Annotated in this window: 11 protein-coding genes; 4 read left to right on the top strand and 7 right to left on the bottom strand. The window is 69.6% G+C overall.

Annotated elements, in window-relative coordinates:
* Positions 1 to 5: 5 nt before the first annotated feature.
* Both ACQEWB_RS37645 and ACQEWB_RS37640 read right to left on the bottom strand, forming a co-directional pair.
* Positions 6 to 878, bottom strand: coding sequence for a carbohydrate ABC transporter permease (locus ACQEWB_RS37645; protein WP_432839189.1), 873 nt, complete (start codon positions 876 to 878; stop codon positions 6 to 8).
* Positions 872 to 1,837, bottom strand: coding sequence for an ABC transporter permease (locus ACQEWB_RS37640; RefSeq protein WP_432839187.1), 966 nt, complete (start codon positions 1,835 to 1,837; stop codon positions 872 to 874). The genes ACQEWB_RS37645 and ACQEWB_RS37640 overlap by 7 nt, the downstream gene beginning before the upstream one ends.
* A 204-nt stretch (positions 1,838 to 2,041) precedes the next feature.
* Between ACQEWB_RS37640 and ACQEWB_RS37635 the strand changes: the two genes are divergently transcribed.
* Positions 2,042 to 3,046 carry an acetylxylan esterase gene (locus tag ACQEWB_RS37635; RefSeq protein ID WP_432839185.1) on the top strand — a complete coding sequence of 335 codons (1,005 nt, stop codon included), beginning with the start codon at positions 2,042 to 2,044 and terminating at the stop codon, positions 3,044 to 3,046.
* On the opposite strand, the gene ACQEWB_RS37630 is transcribed toward ACQEWB_RS37635, so the two are convergent.
* Both ACQEWB_RS37630 and ACQEWB_RS37625 read right to left on the bottom strand, forming a co-directional pair.
* Positions 3,027 to 6,299 carry a GH92 family glycosyl hydrolase gene (locus tag ACQEWB_RS37630; protein WP_432839183.1) on the bottom strand — a complete coding sequence of 1,091 codons (3,273 nt, stop codon included), beginning with the start codon at positions 6,297 to 6,299 and terminating at the stop codon, positions 3,027 to 3,029. The two genes, ACQEWB_RS37635 and ACQEWB_RS37630, sit on opposite strands and share 20 nt — an antisense overlap.
* A gap of 337 nt (positions 6,300 to 6,636) precedes the next feature.
* Positions 6,637 to 7,710 (bottom strand): lytic polysaccharide monooxygenase, encoded by a 1,074-nt coding sequence (locus ACQEWB_RS37625; protein ID WP_432839181.1) that lies wholly within the window; start codon positions 7,708 to 7,710, stop codon positions 6,637 to 6,639.
* A 266-nt stretch (positions 7,711 to 7,976) separates the two neighbouring features.
* Here ACQEWB_RS37625 and ACQEWB_RS37620 point away from each other — a divergent pair, with 266 nt between their 5' ends.
* On the top strand, positions 7,977 to 8,591 hold the full coding sequence (locus ACQEWB_RS37620) for a Uma2 family endonuclease (RefSeq protein WP_432839179.1): 615 nt from the start codon (positions 7,977 to 7,979) through the stop codon (positions 8,589 to 8,591).
* A 38-nt stretch (positions 8,592 to 8,629) separates the two neighbouring features.
* On the opposite strand, the gene ACQEWB_RS37615 is transcribed toward ACQEWB_RS37620, so the two are convergent.
* Both ACQEWB_RS37615 and ACQEWB_RS37610 read right to left on the bottom strand, forming a co-directional pair.
* Positions 8,630 to 10,159, bottom strand: a complete 1,530-nt coding sequence (locus tag ACQEWB_RS37615; protein ID WP_432839177.1) for an ATP-binding protein — start codon at positions 10,157 to 10,159, stop codon at positions 8,630 to 8,632.
* On the bottom strand, positions 10,156 to 10,881 hold the full coding sequence (locus ACQEWB_RS37610) for a response regulator transcription factor (RefSeq protein WP_432839175.1): 726 nt from the start codon (positions 10,879 to 10,881) through the stop codon (positions 10,156 to 10,158). Before ACQEWB_RS37610 ends, ACQEWB_RS37615 begins: the two co-directional genes overlap by 4 nt.
* A gap of 222 nt (positions 10,882 to 11,103) precedes the next feature.
* Between ACQEWB_RS37610 and ACQEWB_RS37605 the strand changes: the two genes are divergently transcribed.
* On the top strand, positions 11,104 to 14,220 hold the full coding sequence (locus ACQEWB_RS37605) for a S8 family serine peptidase (protein WP_432839173.1): 3,117 nt from the start codon (positions 11,104 to 11,106) through the stop codon (positions 14,218 to 14,220).
* A gap of 643 nt (positions 14,221 to 14,863) precedes the next feature.
* Positions 14,864 to 15,865: a response regulator transcription factor gene (locus ACQEWB_RS37600; RefSeq protein ID WP_432839171.1), complete on the top strand. Its 1,002-nt coding sequence runs from the start codon at positions 14,864 to 14,866 to the stop codon at positions 15,863 to 15,865.
* A gap of 80 nt (positions 15,866 to 15,945) precedes the next feature.
* Here the strand turns inward: ACQEWB_RS37600 and acnA are convergent, their stop codons facing one another.
* A complete protein-coding gene (gene acnA, locus ACQEWB_RS37595; RefSeq protein ID WP_432839169.1) occupies positions 15,946 to 18,660 on the bottom strand; it encodes an aconitate hydratase AcnA in 2,715 nt (904 codons plus the stop codon).
* Between the last annotated feature and the right edge of the window lie 111 nt (positions 18,661 to 18,771).

The raw sequence follows: 18,771 nt of genomic DNA, 5'->3' as shown, positions 1-18,771 counted from the left end.
TGGGATCAGCCCTTGACCGCGCCGAGCATCACGCCCGAGACGAAGTAGCGCTGGACGAACGGGTACACGCAGAGGATCGGCAGGGCGGTGAGGACGATGGCGACGGACTGGATGGTCGCCCCGGCCTGGCTGAGCTGCTCGGTGGTGGCGCCCGCGTTGCCGCCGCCGGTGACGCCCGCGATGAGGTTGCGCAGATAGACGGTGACCGGCATCAGGTCGCTGCTGTCCATGTAGAGGAAGGCGCTGAACCAGGAGTTCCAGAAGGACACCGAGTAGAAGAGCACCATCGTCGCCACGACCGCCTTGGACAGCGGCAGCACGATCCTGAGCAGGATGCCGTAGGTGCTCAGGCCGTCGATCTGCGCGGCCTCCTCCAGCTCGGTCGGCAGGCTCTCGAAGAAGGCCTTCATCACCAGCAGGTTGAAGACGCTGACGGCGTTCGGGAGGGCGATCGCCCACACGGTGTTCTTCAGGCCGAGGCTGGTGACGAGGACGTAGTTGGGGATCAGACCGCCGGTGAAGAACATGGTGAAGACGGCGACACCGATGAGCGCGGTGCGGCCCTTGAGGTGTCTCTTCGACAGCACGTAGGCGTAACAGGTCGTCAGGACCATGGCCACGGCGGTCGATACGACCGTGTAGAACACGGTGTTGCCGTAGTTCCGCCAGAACATCGAGTCGTGGAAGACGATGTCGTACGTGGTGAGGCTGAACCCCTTTGGCCACAGGGTCACTTGACCGGCCCGGACCTGTCGTTCCCCGCTGAAGGACCGCGCCACGATGTTGAGGAACGGGTACAGCGTCACCAGCACCACAAGGGTGAGCACCACGCCGTTGACGCCCTGGAAGACCCGGTAGGAGCGGCTCGGCCTCACCACAGGCTGGTCCCCACCGTGCGGCGCGAGAGCTGGTTGGCGGAGGTGATCAGGACCAGCCCGATGACCGCCTCGAACAGCCCAATGGCGGCGGCGTAGCTGAAGCTGTTGGACTCGACTCCCGCGCGGTACACGTAGGTTGAGATCACGTCGGCCGTCGGATAGGTCAGCGGGTTGTAGAGCAGCAGGACCTTCTCGAAGCCGACGGCCATGAAGGTGCCGACGTTGAGGATCAGCAGCGTGACCATGGTGGGGCGGATGCCGGGCAGGGTGACATGCCAGATCTGCCGCCAGCGGCCCGCGCCGTCGATGCGTGCGGCCTCGTACAGGTCCTCGTCGATGGTGGTGAGCGCGGCCAGGTAGAGGATCGTGCCCCAGCCCGCGGTCTGCCAGATCTCCGAGCCGACGTAGATCGTGCGGAACCAGTCGGGTTCCTGGATGAAGCGGATCGGGTCGTGTCCGAGCAAGCCGAGGACGTGGTTGACGGGGCCGTCACTGGCGAGCATCTGCATGGTGATGCCGGCGACGATCACGATCGACAGGAAGTGCGGGAGGTACGACACCGACTGCACGAACCGCTTCAGCGAGCGCCGGCGCACCTCGTTCAGCAGCAGGGCGAGCACGATCGGGATCGGGAAGCAGAAGACGAGGGTGAGTCCGCCGAGCCAGAGGGTGTTGCGGAACACCTGCCAGAAGGTGGGGTCGGTGAGGAACATGCGCACATAGCGCAGGCCCACCCACTCCTCGCCGAACATCGAACCGCCCGGCTCGAAGCGGCGGAAGGCGATCACGTTGCCGATCATCGGCAGATAGCGGAAGACCAGGAAGAACAGCAGCGGCAGCACGGCCAGCGAGTACAGCTGCCAGTCCCGGCGCCAGCCGCTCCGCCGGGCCGGACGGGTGGTGGTCTTCGGCGGGTCCTGAGTCCCGGGCGGAGAGCCCGTCTTGATGATGGTGCTCATGCTCGGTCCTCCCGTGGGGCGGAGAAGTGGCCGAAACTTTCGAGCTCTTACCGGTAACTTCGCGGCAACTTAGAGGCAGTGAGAAAGCGCTGTCAATGGGTCGCGCAGGAGATACCTGGGGCGTGAGTGGGGTAGAACCGAGAGACCAAGTCCCGGTTCCCTCCGCAAGTTTCACTACTTGGACCGACTGATGCGAGGTGCCCAGTGTCTGCGTTCGACCTGCCGAGGAGAGAGCTGGAGCAGTACCGCCCCGAGGTCCAGGAGCCCCCGGATCTCGACGAGTTCTGGCAGGACACGCTCAAAGAGGCGGCGCAGGCCGAGGTGTTGGTGTCGGTGCGCCCGGTGCGGACGGGACTACGGCTGACCGACACCTGGGACGTGACCTTCCGGGGCTTCGCCGGAGATCCGGTGCGCGCCTGGTACAGCAGGCCTACCGGGGTGCGTGAGCCGCTCCCCGCGGTCGTCGAGTACGCCGGTTACGGCCGCGGCCGCGGGCTCCCGCACGAGCGGCTGACCTGGGTGAACGCCGGGTACGCGCATCTGCTGATGGACAGCCGCGGCCAGGGCGACCAGTACGGCAACGGCGGGGCGACTCCCGACCCGCACGCCTCGGCGCCGGGCGGCCCGGGTCCCGCGGTACGGGGGCTGCCGGACCCGCGCGAGTACCACTACCGGCGGCTGATCACGGACGCGGTGCGCGCGGTGGCGGCGGTGCGCGCGCTGCCCGGCGTGGACGGGGGCCGCGTCGCCGCCGTCGGCAACAGCCAGGGCGGCGGACTCGCCCTGGCCGTCGCGGGGTTGGTGCCGGACCTGGCGGCGGCCGTGGTCACCGCGCCGCTGCTCTGCGGCATCCGCCGCGCCCTGGACCTCACGAACGACGGCCCGTACGGCGAGATCGCGGCCTACCTGGCCGTCCACCGGGGTGCCGAGACGGCCGCGTACCGCACGCTCTCGTACGTCGAGGGCATCTCCTTCGCCCGCCGCGCCGCCGCCCCGGCCCACTTCGGGGTCGGCCTGCGCGACCGGGTGTGCCCGCCGAGCGGGGCGTACGCGGCGTACAACCGCTATGCGGAACTGAGCGGCGTGGACCCCCGCAAGGAGATCCACGCCTATCCCTTCAACGGCCACGAGGGCGGCGACGCGGTGCAGGTGCGCCGCCAACTCGACTGGCTGGCCGAGGTGTTGGAGCTCAGCCCGTCGCGAGGGTGAACACGTGCAGGTCCGTGTTCTCCGGCAGCTTCACGCTCGCGATCGTCCTGCCACCCGGTGCCTCGAAGGGCTTGGTGGCGAAGACGTAGGTCGCCACCGGGTCCTTGTCCGCCCCGGCGACGTTCCGGTACGCGGTCTTGGCGACGACCTCGTTGCCGTACTGGACGGTGCCGCCGCCTCCGCCGACGGTCCAGTCGGTGAAGGAGAGGTCGATCGTGTCGGTGCTGCCGTCGGTGTAGGTGACGGTGGCCTTGGTCTGCTGGTTGCCGTTGACCGCACTGCCGACGAAGGACAACTTCCTTGCCGGGGCGGCGAGTTCGACGGTCTGTCCGTCGGCCGAGACGTTGTCGGGACGCGCGCTCGGCGAGTCCGGCCAGCTGAAGCTCAGCCCGTCGACCGTCCCCTGACCGCCCGGCGTGAGTCCGGCGGCCGCGAGGGCCTGGCGGGAGTAGCTCCAGCCGCCGCCGTCGTAGTCGGCCTCGTCGTGCTCGCCCTGGTCAACCGAGACGCCGGTGTTGTTGTAGGCGGCGAGAAGGGTGCCGGGCGCGGCGACGGTGAGCGCGACGGGCTGCTCGTAGGAGGTGTCGCCGGAGGTCACGGTGACCTTGGCGTCGTAGAAGCCCTGCTTGATGTCCTTGCCGGTGCTGAGGCCGATCTCCTGCGAGCCGTCGACGACCGTTCCGTCGGCGGGAGTCGCCGTGATCCCCTCCGGCGTCTCGACCTTGAAGCGCACCTCGGGTCCGCTGCCTCCGCTCAACGACAGCGCACGGATCCCGACCTTCGTGCTCCCGCCGGGCTCGATGGTGGCCGTGGTCGGCCCGACGCCGATCTGGTACGGCTGCTCGCCCGCGCGGAAGGAGGGCGGGGCGTCGGACGGGTCGCTGCCCCAGGTCCTGTCCGCCGTGCCGGAGAGCGTGTAGTCGAGGCGGCCGCCGTCCCGCACGAGGGAGGACGGGAGCCAAGGTCGGTCACTGGTACGGCCGTTGACCTTCAGGGAGGTGATGTACGGGGCGTCGGTGGCCGCGCCTTCCGCGCGGATGGAGATGTCGTTGCCGTGCGGGCGGTCGATCTCGATGCGCGGGAACAGCGGGGAGGCGAGGGCGAGTTCGGCTCGGGAGGGGACCTGCGGGTACATGCCGAGCGCGGAGAAGACGTACCAGGAGGACATGGCGCCGAGGTCGTCGTTGCCGGGAATGCCGCCGGGCTCCGTCGACCAGAGCTGCTTCATCGCGGCCCGGACGGTCTCCTGCGTCTTGTAGGGCGCGCCCGCGTAGTCGTACAGGTAGGGCACGTTGATGGACGGCTCGTTGTCCAGCTCGGACTTGTCGCCGCCGCTGCCGGTGAAGGCCCAGCTGCCGTCGGCCTCGTGGAAGAAGGCGTCGAGCCGTGCCAGGGCCTTGTCCTTGCCGCCCATCGCGGCGAACAGTCCGGCGGGGTTGTGCTGGACCATCCAGGTGTACTGGGCGGCCGTACCCTCGACGAAGCCGTTGCCGGTGGCCGGGGTGAAGCCGGTGACCCAGCTGCCGTCGGCCTTGCGGTTGGCGATGTAGCCGCCGCTGGGGTCGGCGGCGATGTTGAAGTTGTTCTGCCACCACTGGGCGCGCTTGGCGAAGGCGGCCGCCGTGTCCTTCTCGCCTGCCGCGGTGGCGAGTTGGGAGAGCGAGAAGTCTGCGCCGGACATTTCCAGGGTCTCGGCCGCGCCGCCCCAGGCGTTGGACACGGAGGGCATGTAGTGGAGCTTCAAGTACTTGTCGAGGGAGGGTCGTTGGCCGGCCGAGAGGACGGGCTTGCCGGCGGAGGACAGGTCCTGTGCGGTGGGGACCGTGGCCGCCTTGACGAGCGAGTCCAGCGCGCCGCGGAGGTCGAAGTCCGTGCCGCCGAAGGCGCGGATGCCGGCCAGGGCGGTCGGTGAGGGGTCGCCGTTCATGACGTGGGTGCCGCTCGCGCCGTGCAGCCAGCGGTCCCAGATCCCGCCGTTCTGCCCGGCGAGTTCGTAGAGGGACTGGGCGATGTCCGAGCCGGTACGCGGGTTGAGCAGGGTCAGCAGCTGCACCTGGTCCCGGTAGACGTCCCAGCCGGAGAAGGTCCCGTACTGGGCCTGATGCCCGCGCGCGACGGTGTGCACCTTGCCGTCGCTGCCGCTGTACTTGCGGTCGACGTCGCTGATGACGTTCGGGTGGAGCAGGGCGTGGTAGAGCGCCGTGTAGAAGGTGGTGCGCTCGGCGTCGGTGCCGCCGCCGACTCGGATGGCGCGGAGCTGGTCGCGCCAGGCTCGGTGGGCGGCGTCCTGGACGGCGTCGAAGGAGCGGTGGGGCGGGTTCTCGGCGGCGAGGTTGGCGGCGGCACCGGCCTGACTCACGTACGAGATACCGACCTTGGCGTTGACCGGGCCGTCGCCGGGGGCGAACTCGACGTAGCCGCCGGCGCCCTTCCCGGCCACGGGGCGTCCGCCGTTCGTGAATCCGCCGGTGCCGCCCGACGCTTCACGCGAACCGGGGGTCAGCTTGTCGTCCTTCCAGGTGCCCGTCGACTTGAAGGCACGGTCGAAGCGGGCGGTGAAGTAGACGGTGTAGTAGGCGCGTTGGCCTTCCGGGTCGAGGTACCCGCAGAAGTCGCCGGAGGTGACGGACCCCGAGACCGTGCGCGTCGCCGGATCGATGGTGACGGTCGAATCGGTCGACCCCACCTCGGAGTTGGCGGTGCGGATGAGAAGCGAGGCGGGCTTGTCGGCCGGGTAGGTGAAGCGTGCTGAGCCCGTGCGGGGCGTGGCGGTCAGGTCGGCGGTGACCCCGGACGCCAGGCCGACCTTGTAGTGGCCGGGCTCGGCGGTCTCGTCGGCGTGGCTGAAGTCGGAGGCGTAGACGGCGTCCTTGGTGTCGCTCGCGGGCGAGGACGTGACCTCACCGGCGTACGGGAAGAACGGGATGTCGCCGCTGCCGCCCGCGCAGCCGGTGCCGGACATGTGGGTGAGGCTGAAGCCGCGGATGCGGGTGGCGTCGTACAGATAGCCACCCGGCGCGGCGGTGCGGGTGGCGTCGCCTCTGGTGTTCTCCGGGCTCCACGAGAGCATGCCGAACGGGGTGACGGCGCCCGGGAAGACATTGCCGCCGTTCTTGGTGCCGATGAGCGGATCGACGTACGACGTCGGATCCTTGACCAGGTCCGGTCGCGCGGTCGTCGCCGCGAGGGCGGGGGTGGCGCCGCTGATCGCGAGGACAGCGGCCAGCAGCAGGGACGTAGGACGGAAACGCATGACGCGGCCCCTCCTCCTTCGGACGGGTCGCGCACCACAGGTCGCACAAGCCGCAGGGACAGTAGCGTGTGTCAGCCGTACCACGGAAGGGTGCGTGCGGGACGGGGCCGCGCGGAGCAGGTCACCCGGACGGGTTGGCCGAAACGGATCGTGCAGGCCAACTGGGTTGACATCGTTGTCCGTTGACGCGATAGAGTCGTGTGCAGACCATTCGACAACGTTGTCGCATCTCAGCGTCGCCACAAGCCAGCACCACCGGGACAGGTACTCCCCGGCCTGCCCCGGCTCGCGGACCCGGTGGACCACACACCACCACCGGGTCCGCCCCGAGCGGGGGTCAGCCGACCTGGCAGGGCAGCGTCGTCGCCGTATCACCGCCGTCGCCCGAGACGACGTACCCGAAGGTCGTGCTCTGGCCCGGGCTCAGGGAGCCGTTCCAGTCGGCGTTGTGGACCATCACGTCCTGGCCGTTGTAGGTCGGGTTGCCGTTCCAGAGGCTGTTGACCTTCTGGCCGGTGGGGAGGGTCCAGTCGACCATCCAGCCGAGCATCGGGACGTCGCCGGTGTTGGTGACGGTGACCTCGGACTGGTAGCCGCCGTTCCAGCTGTTGGTGGTTCTGCGGGTGGCGGAGCAGGTGCCGGGGACCGGGTCGGTGGGGTTGCCCGGGTCGTGGATGCCCGTCACTTCACCGTTGCCGCCGTCGAACACGACGTCGGAGCAGGAGTAGAAGGTCTCCGCGCTGTCCGAGCGCTGCCACACCATGTAGATGATGTGGCGCCCCGACTTGTTCGCGGGAAGCTGCCCGGTCCACGAGTAGTTGGCCTCGACCGTGCCCGGGGTGCCGTTGAGCGGCGGGTGGTCGACCGTGAGGAACGGGGTGTCCTCCATGTCGTCCCAGGTGAGGGTCTTGGTCGGGTCGAAGCCGTCCTTGGTGATGTAGACGTAGAACCAACCCGGGTGCGCGGCCCAGGCGTTGTAGGAGAAGTCGACGGTCGCGCCCGAGGTCAGATGGGTCAACGGCCAGTCGTCGCGCGGGAGGTTGAAGCCGGTGAAGTTGGCGTTGCCACCGCTGCACAGCTCGCCGTCCGGGACGAAGCCGCGGGTGCGGCCGGCGCCGTCGGAGCGCAGTACGGAGAACCAGTTGTAGAACGGCGTTGTGCCGCTGACCTGTTGGGCGGCCTTGCAGGCCGGGTTGACGGGTTTGATCTCGCCGGTGTCGGTCAGCCCGTCCTGCCAGCAGAGGAAGGTGCGGCTGCCGGGTTTCATGGGGGTGCCGTGGGCTTCCGCCTTGCCGCCCGCGGTGACGACGAGGGCGAAGGCGGGGACGGTGGCGAGGAGGGAGACCAGGATGAGGAAGAAGGCTCTGGTGGTTAATCGGCGCGCCGGTCGGCGCGTGTTTGTCAGGATCATGACAGACAGATTCCTTCGGGTACGGCCATGTGGACGCGGGCGTTGGGATGCGGGCGAGGCGGGAGCGCCGTGAGGGGGGCGGGTTCCGGTCCACCATCCCCATATGGGAGCGCTCCCACCCTGCCTTCTGCGGAAGGTAGCGGCACGAGGGGCACTTGTAAACGCCTTACCGGGTCCGTCAATGGCGTGCCATGGCCTCACCGGTTCGCGTGGCGGTATCTTCGTACGCACGATCACGACGCGTAACGGCGTCCACACTGGCGTCCATGGGAGCAGTGATGACCACACCCCAGCAGGGACGGGCCACCGAGGACACCTGGATGTTCGCGCCGGCTGACGGCTGGACCTTCGACCAGGTCAAGGACTTGGAGCTGCCCTTCGACTGGGAACTCGTGGACGGACGGATCGTGGTTCGAGGACAGACCAAGTTCTGGCACAACCAGGTGCGGGACGACATCCTGGGCGGCTTGAAGGCAGCTCGAACGGAGCCGTACAAGGTCGTGGCCGAACAGTGTGTGATGGTGGACGACCAGAACACGCCCAAGCCCGATGTGATCGTCTTCGACCCCCGGAAGCTGGACTTCTTCGAGCTTGAGTGTGTCCCGGTGGGGAGGGTGTCGCTCGTGGTGGAAGTCGTCTCCCCCGGCTCCCGCCAGGACGACCGCGTACGCAAACCCGCCCTCTTCGCCGCGCACAAGGTGCCGTACTACTGGCGCGTGGAGCTGGACCGGGACCAGAAGCTCGCGGTGCACGAGTACTGGCTCAACGCGGACACCCTCGCGTACTTCCCCGCGCCGTCGCACCCGGTGCACCACGACAAGCTCGTCACCGAGCTGCCGTTCCCCGTGGACATCGACCTCACCGCACTCGTCGGATTCTGAACTCGCCGCCGCACCGCACGGGACACGTGCTTGGCCGCTCAGAAAATGGAGGCGCTGGGTGTCTCCACCATCGTGCTCACGCGCTCCGGCACCGGGCTTTCCTGCGCCGGTGGCAGTTCGACGGTGAACTCGGTACACCCCGGTTCGCTCTGTACGTCGATCCGCCCGCCGTGCGCCCCCACGATGGCCTCCACAATGGCCAGCCCCAGTCCCGAACCGCCCTCCGCGCCCGCCGCCCGGGCTCTGGACGAGTCGCCGCGGGTGAAGCGTTCGAAGACCCTTGGCAGCAACTCCCCCGGGATCCCCGGCCCGTTGTCGCGGATGCGGAGCACGCACCGCTCCCCCGTCACCTCCACCTCCGCCACCACCGTCGTACCGACCGGCGTGTGCGCACGGGCGTTGGCCAGCAGGTTGGCCACCACCTGGTGGAGGCGGGCCTCGTCGCCGGTGACCAGGGCGGGAGCCTCGTCGAGGTGCAGCGCGAGGTGCCATTCGTGGCCGCCGCCCGCCGCCCGGGCGTCCCAGACCGCCTCCGCGACCACCGCCGCGAGGTCGACCTCGCCCGAGTGCAGCGGGCGGCCCTCGTCCAGGCGGGCCAGCAGGAGGAGGTCCTCCACCAGGCCCGTCATGCGGGCCGATTCGGCCGAGACGCGGCGCCAGGCCAGGACCGGTTCGATGCGGTCGGTGCCGCGGTTCATCAGTTCCGCGTAGCCCGCGATCGAGGCGAGCGGGGTACGGAGTTCGTGGCTCGCGTCCGCCAGGAACCGGCGCATGCGCTCCTCGCTGTGGCGCACCTGCTCCTCGCTGCGCTGGCGTTCCGCGAGCGAGGACTCCACGTGTTCGATCATCCGGTTGAGCGCGGCGCCCACCTGGCCGGCCTCGCTGCCGGGGTCGGTGTCCCGCGCGGGGACCCGGGTGAGGCCGGTGACCTCGCCGCGGTCCAGCGGGGCCCGGGAGACCTCGACCGCGGTGGCGGCGAGCCGGCCCAGGGGGCGCAGCTGCCGTCGTATCACCACCGCGCAGACCGCGCCCGCGATCGCCAGACCGGCCACCGCGACGCCCGCCTCCACCATGACGAGTCCGCCGATCATGTCCTGGACGTCGTCCATCGGGAGGCCGGTCAGGACGCGGATGCCGTTCGAGTCGAGCGCGGTGACCCGGTAGGTGCCGAGGCCGGGGACGGTGACCGTGTGCTTGGAGCCGTCGGTCGCGAGGCCCTTCAGGACGGCACGCTGGGTGGTGGTCAGGTTCTGCGGCGGGGCGTCCTGGCTGACCACGGCGGCGGAGAGGATCGAGCCATGGCTGTCGAGGCGGGCGGCGAGCAGGCCGACGGGCTGGCCGGTCTCCATGAGGAAGGACAGGTTGGCCGCGTCGTCCGGGTGGAGGCCGGAGCCGCCCAGGCTGCGCTGGCCCGCGTTGGCCACCCGGTCGTCCAGGTCGCCCATGAGATAGGCGCGTTGGACCACCGCGGTGATGCCGGCCATCGCGGCGCAGACGATGACGAGGGTGACGCTGACGAAGAGCAACAGGCGGGTGCGCAGGGAGCGTCCGCCGAGCCGGGGGGTCATCTGCCGTCCCCCGTCGGTCTGATGGAGTAGCCCATGCCGCGCACGGTGTGGATCATCGGGGCCCGGCCCCGGTCGATCTTCCGGCGCAGGCTGGAGATGTAGACCTCGACGAGGTTGCCGCCGCCGTCGAAGGAGCTGGACCACACGTGGTCCAGGATCTGGGCCTTGCTCAGTACCTGGCGCGGGTGCTGCAGCAGCAGGCTGAGCAGGTCGAACTCCTTGGCCGTGAGCTGGATCGGCGTGTCCGCGCGGTGCACCTCGCGGGTCTCCTCGGTCAGTACGAGGTCGCCGAGCACGTGTACGGAGTCCTCGGAGCGGTTCTTCTCGGTGCCGGCCCGGCGCAGCAGGCCGCGCAACCGCACCACGACCTCCTCCAGGGAGAAGGGCTTGGTGACGTAGTCGTCGGCGCCGTTGTCGAGGCCGTCGATGCGGTGTTCCAGGGCGTCGCGGGCGGTGAGCATGAGGACCGGCAGCTTGGGGTTCTCGTACCGGAGGCGGCGCAGTACCTGGATGCCGTCCAGGTCGGGGAGCATTCCGTCGAGCACGACCGCGTGCGGGGCGCAGCCGCGGGCGATGCGCAGCGCGCTGTGTCCGTCGGGGGCCGGGTAGGGCCGCCAGCCCGCCTCGGTGACGGCGACGGAGAGCAGCTCGGTGAGCGCGGGCTCGTCGTCGACGATGAGCACACGGACGCGGTCGCCGCGGGACACGGAGGTGCCAGACATGTCTCGATACTGTCCCGGGAGGCTGAGGGAATCCTGTGTTCCGGCTGAGCTGAAGCCGTGCGACCGAACGGTCCGTCGCCAACTGCCGTGACCGAAGGGGGCATTGGCACTCCCCGGCCACAGGAATCCCTTGAGTCGCCTTCTGTGCGGCGACCACTCTGATCACTGGCTTCCGCCCACCGGGCCGGAAGCGTTCCAGTGTTCAGGGGAGGAAGTCCACACATGCGAAGACTCCACGCCCTCTGGGCCGTGGCGGGGGCGGCCGGACTGCTCGCGGGGGCCGTCGTGCCCGCCACGGCCGGTCCCGGATCGCCGGTCGACGGACCGGGCGCCACGAGCGCCCCGGGCGTCACCGCGCCGACCGCCACGAGAGCCCAGACCGTCACCCTCATCACCGGCGACACCGTGACGCTCACCCCCGCGGCCGACGGCCGGTCCGGCGTCGACGTCCGGCGCGGGACAGGCCGTGAGGCCGTCACGTTCCTGTCCAGCGAGGAGAACGGCGAGGTCAGCGTCGTACCGTCGGACGCCGTCCCGCTGCTCCGGGCGGGCCGTCTCGACCCGGCCCTGTTCAATGTCAGCCAACTGGTGAAGCAGGGGTACGGCGACGCGAAGACCGGCACCACCCCGGTGATCGCGACGTACCGGAAGGGCAGCGAGACACCGGAGGGCGCACACCGCACGCTCGCGCTGCCCGGGATCGACGGAGCCGCGCTGACCGCGAAGAAGTCGACCGCCTTCTGGACGGACGTGGCCCCGGCCGCCGGCACCGAGCCCACCGCGAAGGCCGCTCGGCAACTCGGCGACGGCATCGACAAGATCTGGCTCGACGCCAAGGTGAAGGTGTCGCTCGACCAGAGCGTGCCGCAGATCGGCGCACCCGAGGTGTGGAAGGCCGGCTACGACGGCACGGGCATCAAGGTCGCGGTCCTGGACACGGGCGTGGACACCGGCCACCCTGACCTCGCCGGGAAGATCGCGGGCACGCAGAGCTTCGTGCCGGACGAGTCCGTGCAGGACGGCCACGGGCACGGCACCCATGTGGCCGACACCATCGTCGGCTCGGGCGCCGCCTCGGACGGAAAGTACAAGGGTGTGGCGCCGGGGGCGCAGCTGCTGGTCGGCAAGGTGCTGGACAACACCGGCTCGGGCCAGGAGTCCTGGATCATCTCCGGCATGGAGTGGGCGGCGAACTCCGGCGCGAAGATCGTCTCCATGTCCCTGGGCGGTACGGCCTCGGGCGCCTCGGACGCGATGAGCGAGACCGTCGACGAGCTGTCCGCCGCCACGGGCACCCTCTTTGTGATCGCCTCGGGCAACACCGGCCCGTCCGACCAGACCGTCGGTACCCCCGGCATCGCGGACTCGGCCCTCACCGTCGGCGCCGTCGACAAGTCCGACAAGCTGGCCTCGTTCTCCAGCCGCGGCCCGCGCCTCGGCGACTACGCGGTCAAGCCGGAGATCACCGCGCCGGGCGTGAACATCACGGCGGCCCGCGCGGCCGGGACCAGCATGGGCACCCCGGTGAACGACTACTACACGACGGCGAGCGGTACGTCGATGGCGACCCCGCACGTGGCGGGCGCGGCGGCGCTGGTCGCCGAGGCGCACCCCGACTGGACCGGCCAGCAGATCAAGGCGGATCTGGCGAGCACCGCGAAGACGATGACCGACGCCACCACGTTCGAGCAGGGCGACGGCAGGGTCGACGCCGTACGGGCGGTGGAGCAGGGCGTGTTCGCGACCCCGACGCTGAGTTTCGGCAAGTACGAGGACGGGGACAACGATGTCTCCACCAAGGACATCACGTACACCAACACCACTGACAAGGCGGTGGAGTTGAAGGTCTCCTCCAGCCTCGCGGAGCTCGCGCTCGGCGCCGCCGCGGTGACCGTGCCCGCGCAGGGCACCGCCACGGTCCCGGTCGGTGTCGACCCGGAGAAGCTGGCCTCCGGCAGCTACACGGGTTACGTCACCGCGACCGCCGACGGCGTCGAGACCACCACGGGCGTCGGCTTCGAGAAGACGCCGAAGATGTACGCCCTGAAGGTGTCGCTCGTGAACCGGGAGGGCCAACCGTCCACCGGGGCGTCGCTCTTCAGTCTCCAGGAACTCAACGGCGCCTACCCCAACACGTACGGCTACCTGGGCTCCGGCTGGACCTTTGAGGTGCCCGCCGGCACGTACTCCATCGCGAGCTGGATCCCGGACCTCGACGCGGGCGGCCTGGCCGTCGGCACCTCGGTGGTCGGCGACCCGGAGATCAAGGTCGACGGGGACACCGCGGTCGTCCTGGACGCCCGCAAGGCCGTGGAGATCAAACCGAAGACCAAGGAGGACTCCGAGTTCCAGGGCTTCAGCACCAGCTGGCACCGCGAAGGGCCGGGCAGCACCTGGGGGCTGACGTACAGTCAGGGCTTCTGGACCGACCACATCTATGTGGCGCCGACCCAGCAGGTGACCGTGGGAACCCTGGAGTTCTCCGCCAAGTTCCGCCTGTACGCGAAGGAGTTGACGGCGAGCGTCACCAGCCCGCAGAAGATCTCCCTGTCCTCGTTGTACTACTCGCAGACCTACGACGGCCTCCCACTCAGGATCAGCGGTGAGCACACCGTGCAGGCGGTGGACGCGGGCGGCGGTACCGAGGCCGACTTCGCGGGGCTCGACGTGAAGGGCAAGGTCGCGGTGGTCCGGGTCGGGGCCACCGAGCGGGCCCAGAGCGCTCTGGACAACGCGACCAAGGCGGGCGCCGGTTACCTCATCGTGTACCGCGACAAGCCCGGCTTCTGGATCGAGGCCGTGGACCACGCCACCACCGTCCCGGTGATGATCGCCACCGGCGAGGAGGGCGCCGAACTCGCCGCCCTGCTCAAGACCGGCAAGAAGGTCACGCTGAAGCTGGGCGGCACACCGGTCAGCCCCTACGTCTACAACCTGCTCGCCGCGCAGAGCGGTGCCATATCGGCGAACCAGACGTACCGCCTGGACAGCTCCGACACGGCGAAGGTGAGCGCCCGTTACTACGGGGCCGCGTCCGGCACGACCGGCATGGACAGCCTGTACACGTACCGTCCCTGGCAGTTCTTCAGCATCGAGACCCCCGAGGAGGTTCCGCTCGGCACGCAACGCACCGAGTACTACTACGCCGACCCGGACACCCGTACCTGGCACACCGTCTATCCCGACACGGCGGCGCTCAGGGGCGAGTGGAGCCCCTGCGGACCTACGACAAGGCCGGCGCACAGCCCGCCGAGGACTGGCTGCGCCAGGTCGTCCGCCCCGGCAGCAGTCGGTCGTACGGGCTCTCCCAGCGCACCGGCGACAAACTCACCCTCCTGATACCGGAGTTGAACGACGCGACGCCGGGCCACTACGGCTCCGTCGACGGCGTCCAGAACACCGCGCAGGGCACGCTGTACCGGGACGGGCAACTGGTCGGCCCGTCCGCACTCGGCGGCTACGGCACCTTCACCGTGCCGGCGGACCAGGCGTCGTACCGCTTCGTCCTGGACGCGCGGCGCAGCGCCGACTGGCCCGCGTACTCGACGAGCACGCACACCGAGTGGACCTTCGGCTCGGCGCACACCGACGCCGCGACACCGCTGCCGCTGCTCTCCCTCGGTATCGCCCCGAAGGGACTCGACCTCCTCAACCGGGCCTACGGCAAACGGGAGTTGGAAATCGGCCTGTCGGTCGCGAACCAGCTGGGAAGTGTCAAGGCGGCCGGTCTGAAGGCGTGGGTCTCCTACGACGACGGCACCTCCTGGAAGGCAGTGCCGGTCACGCACGGCGAGGCACGGTTCAGGCCCGCGAAGGGCGCGCACACCGTGTCGCTGCGCGTGCGCGCAACCGACGGGGCCGGTGACGGAATCGACCAGACCGTACTGCGGGCGTTCGGCCTGAAGTGAGCGGCGGCCTGAAGTGAACGATGATCTCGACCATGGTAAGGATCCTTAACAAAGAACCTCTACCGTGGCGAGCCATGGTGAACACGGCACAAGATCCTGCCCGACAGACCCCCGCCGCGAGCCCCTGGGCCGTGGTGGGGGTCTCCGCCTTCGACGAGCTGGTGTACCGGTCGGTTCTCCATCAGCCCGACGCCGGCGCGGCCGGCTGGGCGCTGCTGACCGGGGCGAGCCCGGCCCGGCTGCGCGAGGCCTGTGGCCGGCTGCTCACCCTCGGACTGCTCCAACCCCCGGACTCCATGGGCGGGTTGCGGGCGGTCGACCCGCGGGTGGCGATCCGGGCGCTGATCCGGCGGCGTGAGACGGAGTCCGAACTGCTCGCCGCCACCGCCGAGGAGATGGCCACCGCGTACGAGGCCGGACTGCTGCGCGAGGAGCCGTCCCGGCTGATCGAGGTCGCCTCCGGCGAGGGTGCCATCGCGGCCCGGCTGGAGGAGATGTACGCCCGCGCCGAGCACGAGGTGTGCCTGTTCGACACCCCGCCCTACCTCGCCCCGCCCGCATCGCAGTTGGACTCCCAGGCCGACCTGCTCAGGCGCGGAATCGTCTCGCGCGGCATCTACGCGGCGAGCGGCCTGGAGGATCCGAACGCCCTGTCCCGCACCTGGAAGATGGTCGAACTCGGCGAGCAGGCACGGGTGTTGCCGTCCGTTCCGCTGAAACTGCTGGTGGTCGACGGACGCCGGGCGATGCTCCCGCTGACCTCGTCGGACGCGGGCGGCTACTGCGCCGTCGTGGTGTGGCACTCGGCGGTGACCGAGGCCCTCCAGAAGCTGTTCGAGCTGGCCTGGCAGCAGGCGACGCCGCTCGGCCGACCGGTCGGCGAGGGTGAACTCTCCGATGGCGAACGGACGTTGATCAGGCTGCTGTCGGCCGGGATGAAGGACGAGGCGGTGGCCCGTCATCTGGGGGTGAGCCTGAGGACGCTGCGGCGGCGGGTGAGTGAGCTGCAGGAGCGGCTGGGGGCGGCGAGCCGGTTCCAGTTGGGGGTGCGGGCCGCCCAGCGGGGCTGGGTGTAGCCGTACCGGGGCGGGTACGGCGAAGGGCCGCGCCCCCGGGGAACCAGGGGACGCGGCCCTCAACCGCCCTGCCGTACCGCTTACTTGCGGATCAGGCTGCGCAGCACGTACTGCATGATGCCGCCGTTGCGGTAGTAGTCGGCCTCACCCGGGGTGTCGATGCGGACGACCGCGTCGAACTCGACGCCCGTGTCGGTGGTGACCTTGACCGTGCTCGGGGTGGTGCCGTCGTTCAGCTCGGTCACGCCGGTGATGGAGAAGGTCTCCTCGCCGGTCAGGCCGAGCGAGTCGGCGGTCTGGCCGGCCGGGAACTGGAGCGGGAGGACGCCCATGCCGATGAGGTTCGAGCGGTGGATGCGCTCGTACGACTCGGTGATGACGGCCTTGACGCCGAGGAGCGCGGTGCCCTTGGCGGCCCAGTCGCGGGACGAGCCGGAGCCGTACTCCTTGCCGCCCAGGATGACCAGCGGGGTGCCGGCGGCCTGGTAGTTCTGCGAGGCGTCGTAGATGAACGACACCGGCGCGCCCTCGGCGGTGAAGTCGCGGGTGTAGCCGCCCTCGGTGCCCGGCGCGATCTGGTTGCGCAGGCGGATGTTGGCGAACGTACCGCGGATCATGACCTCGTGGTTGCCGCGGCGGGAGCCGTAGCTGTTGAAGTCGCGGCGCTCGACGCCGTGCTCCGTGAGGTACTTGCCGGCCGGGGTGTCGGCCTTGATGGCGCCGGCCGGGGAGATGTGGTCGGTGGTGACCGAGTCGCCCAGCTTGGCGAGGACGCGGGCGCCCGTGATGTCGGAGACCGGGGTGGTCTCCATCGTCATGCCCTCGAAGTAAGGGGGCTTGCGGACGTACGTCGACTCGGCGTCCCACTCGAAGGTGTTGCCGGTCGGGATCGGCAGCGCCTGCCACTGGGCGTCGCCCGCGAAGACGTCGGAGTAGGACTTGTTGAACATGTCCTCGCCGATGGCGTTCGCCACGACGTCGTTGACCTCGGCCTCGGAGGGCCAGATGTCGGCCAGGAAGACCGGCTTGCCCTCGAGGTCCGTGCCGAGCGCGTCCTTGGTGATGTCCACCTTCATGGAGCCCGCGAGCGCGTACGCGACGACCAGCGGCGGGGAGGCCAGGTAGTTCATCTTGACGTCGGGGTTGATACGGCCCTCGAAGTTCCGGTTGCCGGAGAGGACCGAGGTGACCGCGAGGTCGTGGTCGTTGACGGCCTTGGAGACCTCCTCCGGCAGCGGGCCGGAGTTGCCGATGCAGGTGGTGCAGCCGTAGCCGACCAGGTTGAAGCCGACCTTGTCGAGGTAGGGGGTGAGCCCCGCCTTGTCGAAGTAGTCGGTGACGACCTTGGAGCCCGGGGCGAGGGTGGTCTTGACCCACGGCTTGCGGGTCAGGCCCTTCTCCACGGCCTTCTTCGCGACCAGCGCGGCGGCGACCATGACGTACGGGTTCGAGGTGTTGGTGCAGGAGGTGATGGCCGCGACCGTCACCGCACCGTGGTCGATCTCGTAGGTCGAGCCGTCGGGGGCGGTCACGGTGACCGGGTTCGACGGGACGCCGTTGGAGGCGGCCGGGGCGTCGGAGGCCGGGAAGGACTCCTTGCCCGCCTCGTCGGCGGTGTCCACGTAGTTGCGGACGTCCTGGGCGAACTGCTGGGCGGCGTTCGCGAGGACGATGCGGTCCTGCGGGCGCTTCGGGCCGGCGATGGAGGGGACGACCGTGGAGAGGTCGAGCTCCAGCTTCTCGGAGAAGTCGGGCTCGGCCTTCGGGTCCAGCCAGAGGCCCTGCTCCTTGGCGTACGCCTCGACGAGCGCGACCTGCTGGGCGTCACGGCCGGTCAGCCGCAGGTAGTTCAGGGTCTCGTCGTCGATCGGGAAGATCGCGGCGGTGGAGCCGAACTCCGGCGACATGTTGCCGATGGTGGCGCGGTTGGCGAGGGAGGTGGCGGCCACGCCCTCGCCGTAGAACTCGACGAACTTGCCGACGACGCCGTGCTTGCGGAGCATCTCGGTGATGGTCAGCACGAGGTCGGTGGCGGTGGTGCCGGGCTTGAGCTCGCCGGTCAGCTTGAAGCCGACGACGCGCGGGATGAGCATCGAGACCGGCTGGCCGAGCATCGCGGCCTCGGCCTCGATGCCGCCGACGCCCCAGCCGAGGACGCCGAGGCCGTTGACCATGGTGGTGTGCGAGTCGGTGCCGACCAGGGTGTCGGGGTACGCCTGCCCGTTACGGACCATGACAGTGCGCGCGAGGTGCTCGATGTTCACCTGGTGGACGATGCCGGTGCCCGGCGGGACGACCTTGAAGTCGTCGAAGGCGGTCTGGCCCCAGCGCAGGAACTGGTAGCGCTCGCGGTTGCGGCCGTACTCCAGCTCGACGTTCTGCGCGAAGGCGTCGTTCGTGCCGAACTTGTCGGCGATGACGGAGTGGTCGATGACCAGCTCGGCCGGGGAGAGCGGGTTGACCTTCGCCGGGTCGCCGCCGAGCTCCTTCACGGCCTCACGCATGGTGGCGAGGTCGACGACACAGGGCACGCCGGTGAAGTCCTGCATGATCACGCGGGCCGGCGTGAACTGGATCTCCTGCGAGGGCTGGGCCTGGGAGTCCCAGCCGCCGAGGGCGCGGATGTGGTCGGCGGTGATGTTCGCGCCGTCCTCGGTGCGGAGCAGGTTCTCCAGCAGCACCTTGAGGCTGTACGGAAGGCGAGCCGAGCCTTCCACCTTGTCCAGCCGGAAGATCTCGTACGACTCGTCGCCCACGCTGAGCGTGGCGCGGGCGTCGAAGCTGTTCGCCGACACGACAGTCTCCTTCTTTGATGTGCGCGTTCCCACCGCATCCTGCCGCCACGACGACTTGGCCGATCCGCTAAGGTAAGGCTAAGTTAGGTAACCCTAATCAGGGTGGCGGCT

This window comes from Streptomyces sp. CA-249302, assembly GCF_050936785.1.
Classification (GTDB): Bacteria; Actinomycetota; Actinomycetes; order Streptomycetales; family Streptomycetaceae; genus Streptomyces.
This window is presented reverse-complemented; position numbering and strand designations above follow the sequence as displayed.

Coding starts and splice junctions, on each gene's coding strand:
- ACQEWB_RS37640 (WP_432839187.1), bottom strand. CDS start 1,837: ATGAGCACCATCATCAAGACGGGCTCTCCGCCCGGGACTCAGGACCCG.
- ACQEWB_RS37630 (WP_432839183.1), bottom strand. CDS start 6,299: ATGCGTTTCCGTCCTACGTCCCTGCTGCTGGCCGCTGTCCTCGCGATC.
- ACQEWB_RS37625 (WP_432839181.1), bottom strand. CDS start 7,710: ATGATCCTGACAAACACGCGCCGACCGGCGCGCCGATTAACCACCAGA.
- ACQEWB_RS37620 (WP_432839179.1), top strand. CDS start 7,977: ATGGGAGCAGTGATGACCACACCCCAGCAGGGACGGGCCACCGAGGAC.
- ACQEWB_RS37615 (WP_432839177.1), bottom strand. CDS start 10,159: ATGACCCCCCGGCTCGGCGGACGCTCCCTGCGCACCCGCCTGTTGCTC.
- ACQEWB_RS37610 (WP_432839175.1), bottom strand. CDS start 10,881: ATGTCTGGCACCTCCGTGTCCCGCGGCGACCGCGTCCGTGTGCTCATC.
- ACQEWB_RS37605 (WP_432839173.1), top strand. CDS start 11,104: ATGCGAAGACTCCACGCCCTCTGGGCCGTGGCGGGGGCGGCCGGACTG.
- ACQEWB_RS37600 (WP_432839171.1), top strand. CDS start 14,864: ATGGTGAACACGGCACAAGATCCTGCCCGACAGACCCCCGCCGCGAGC.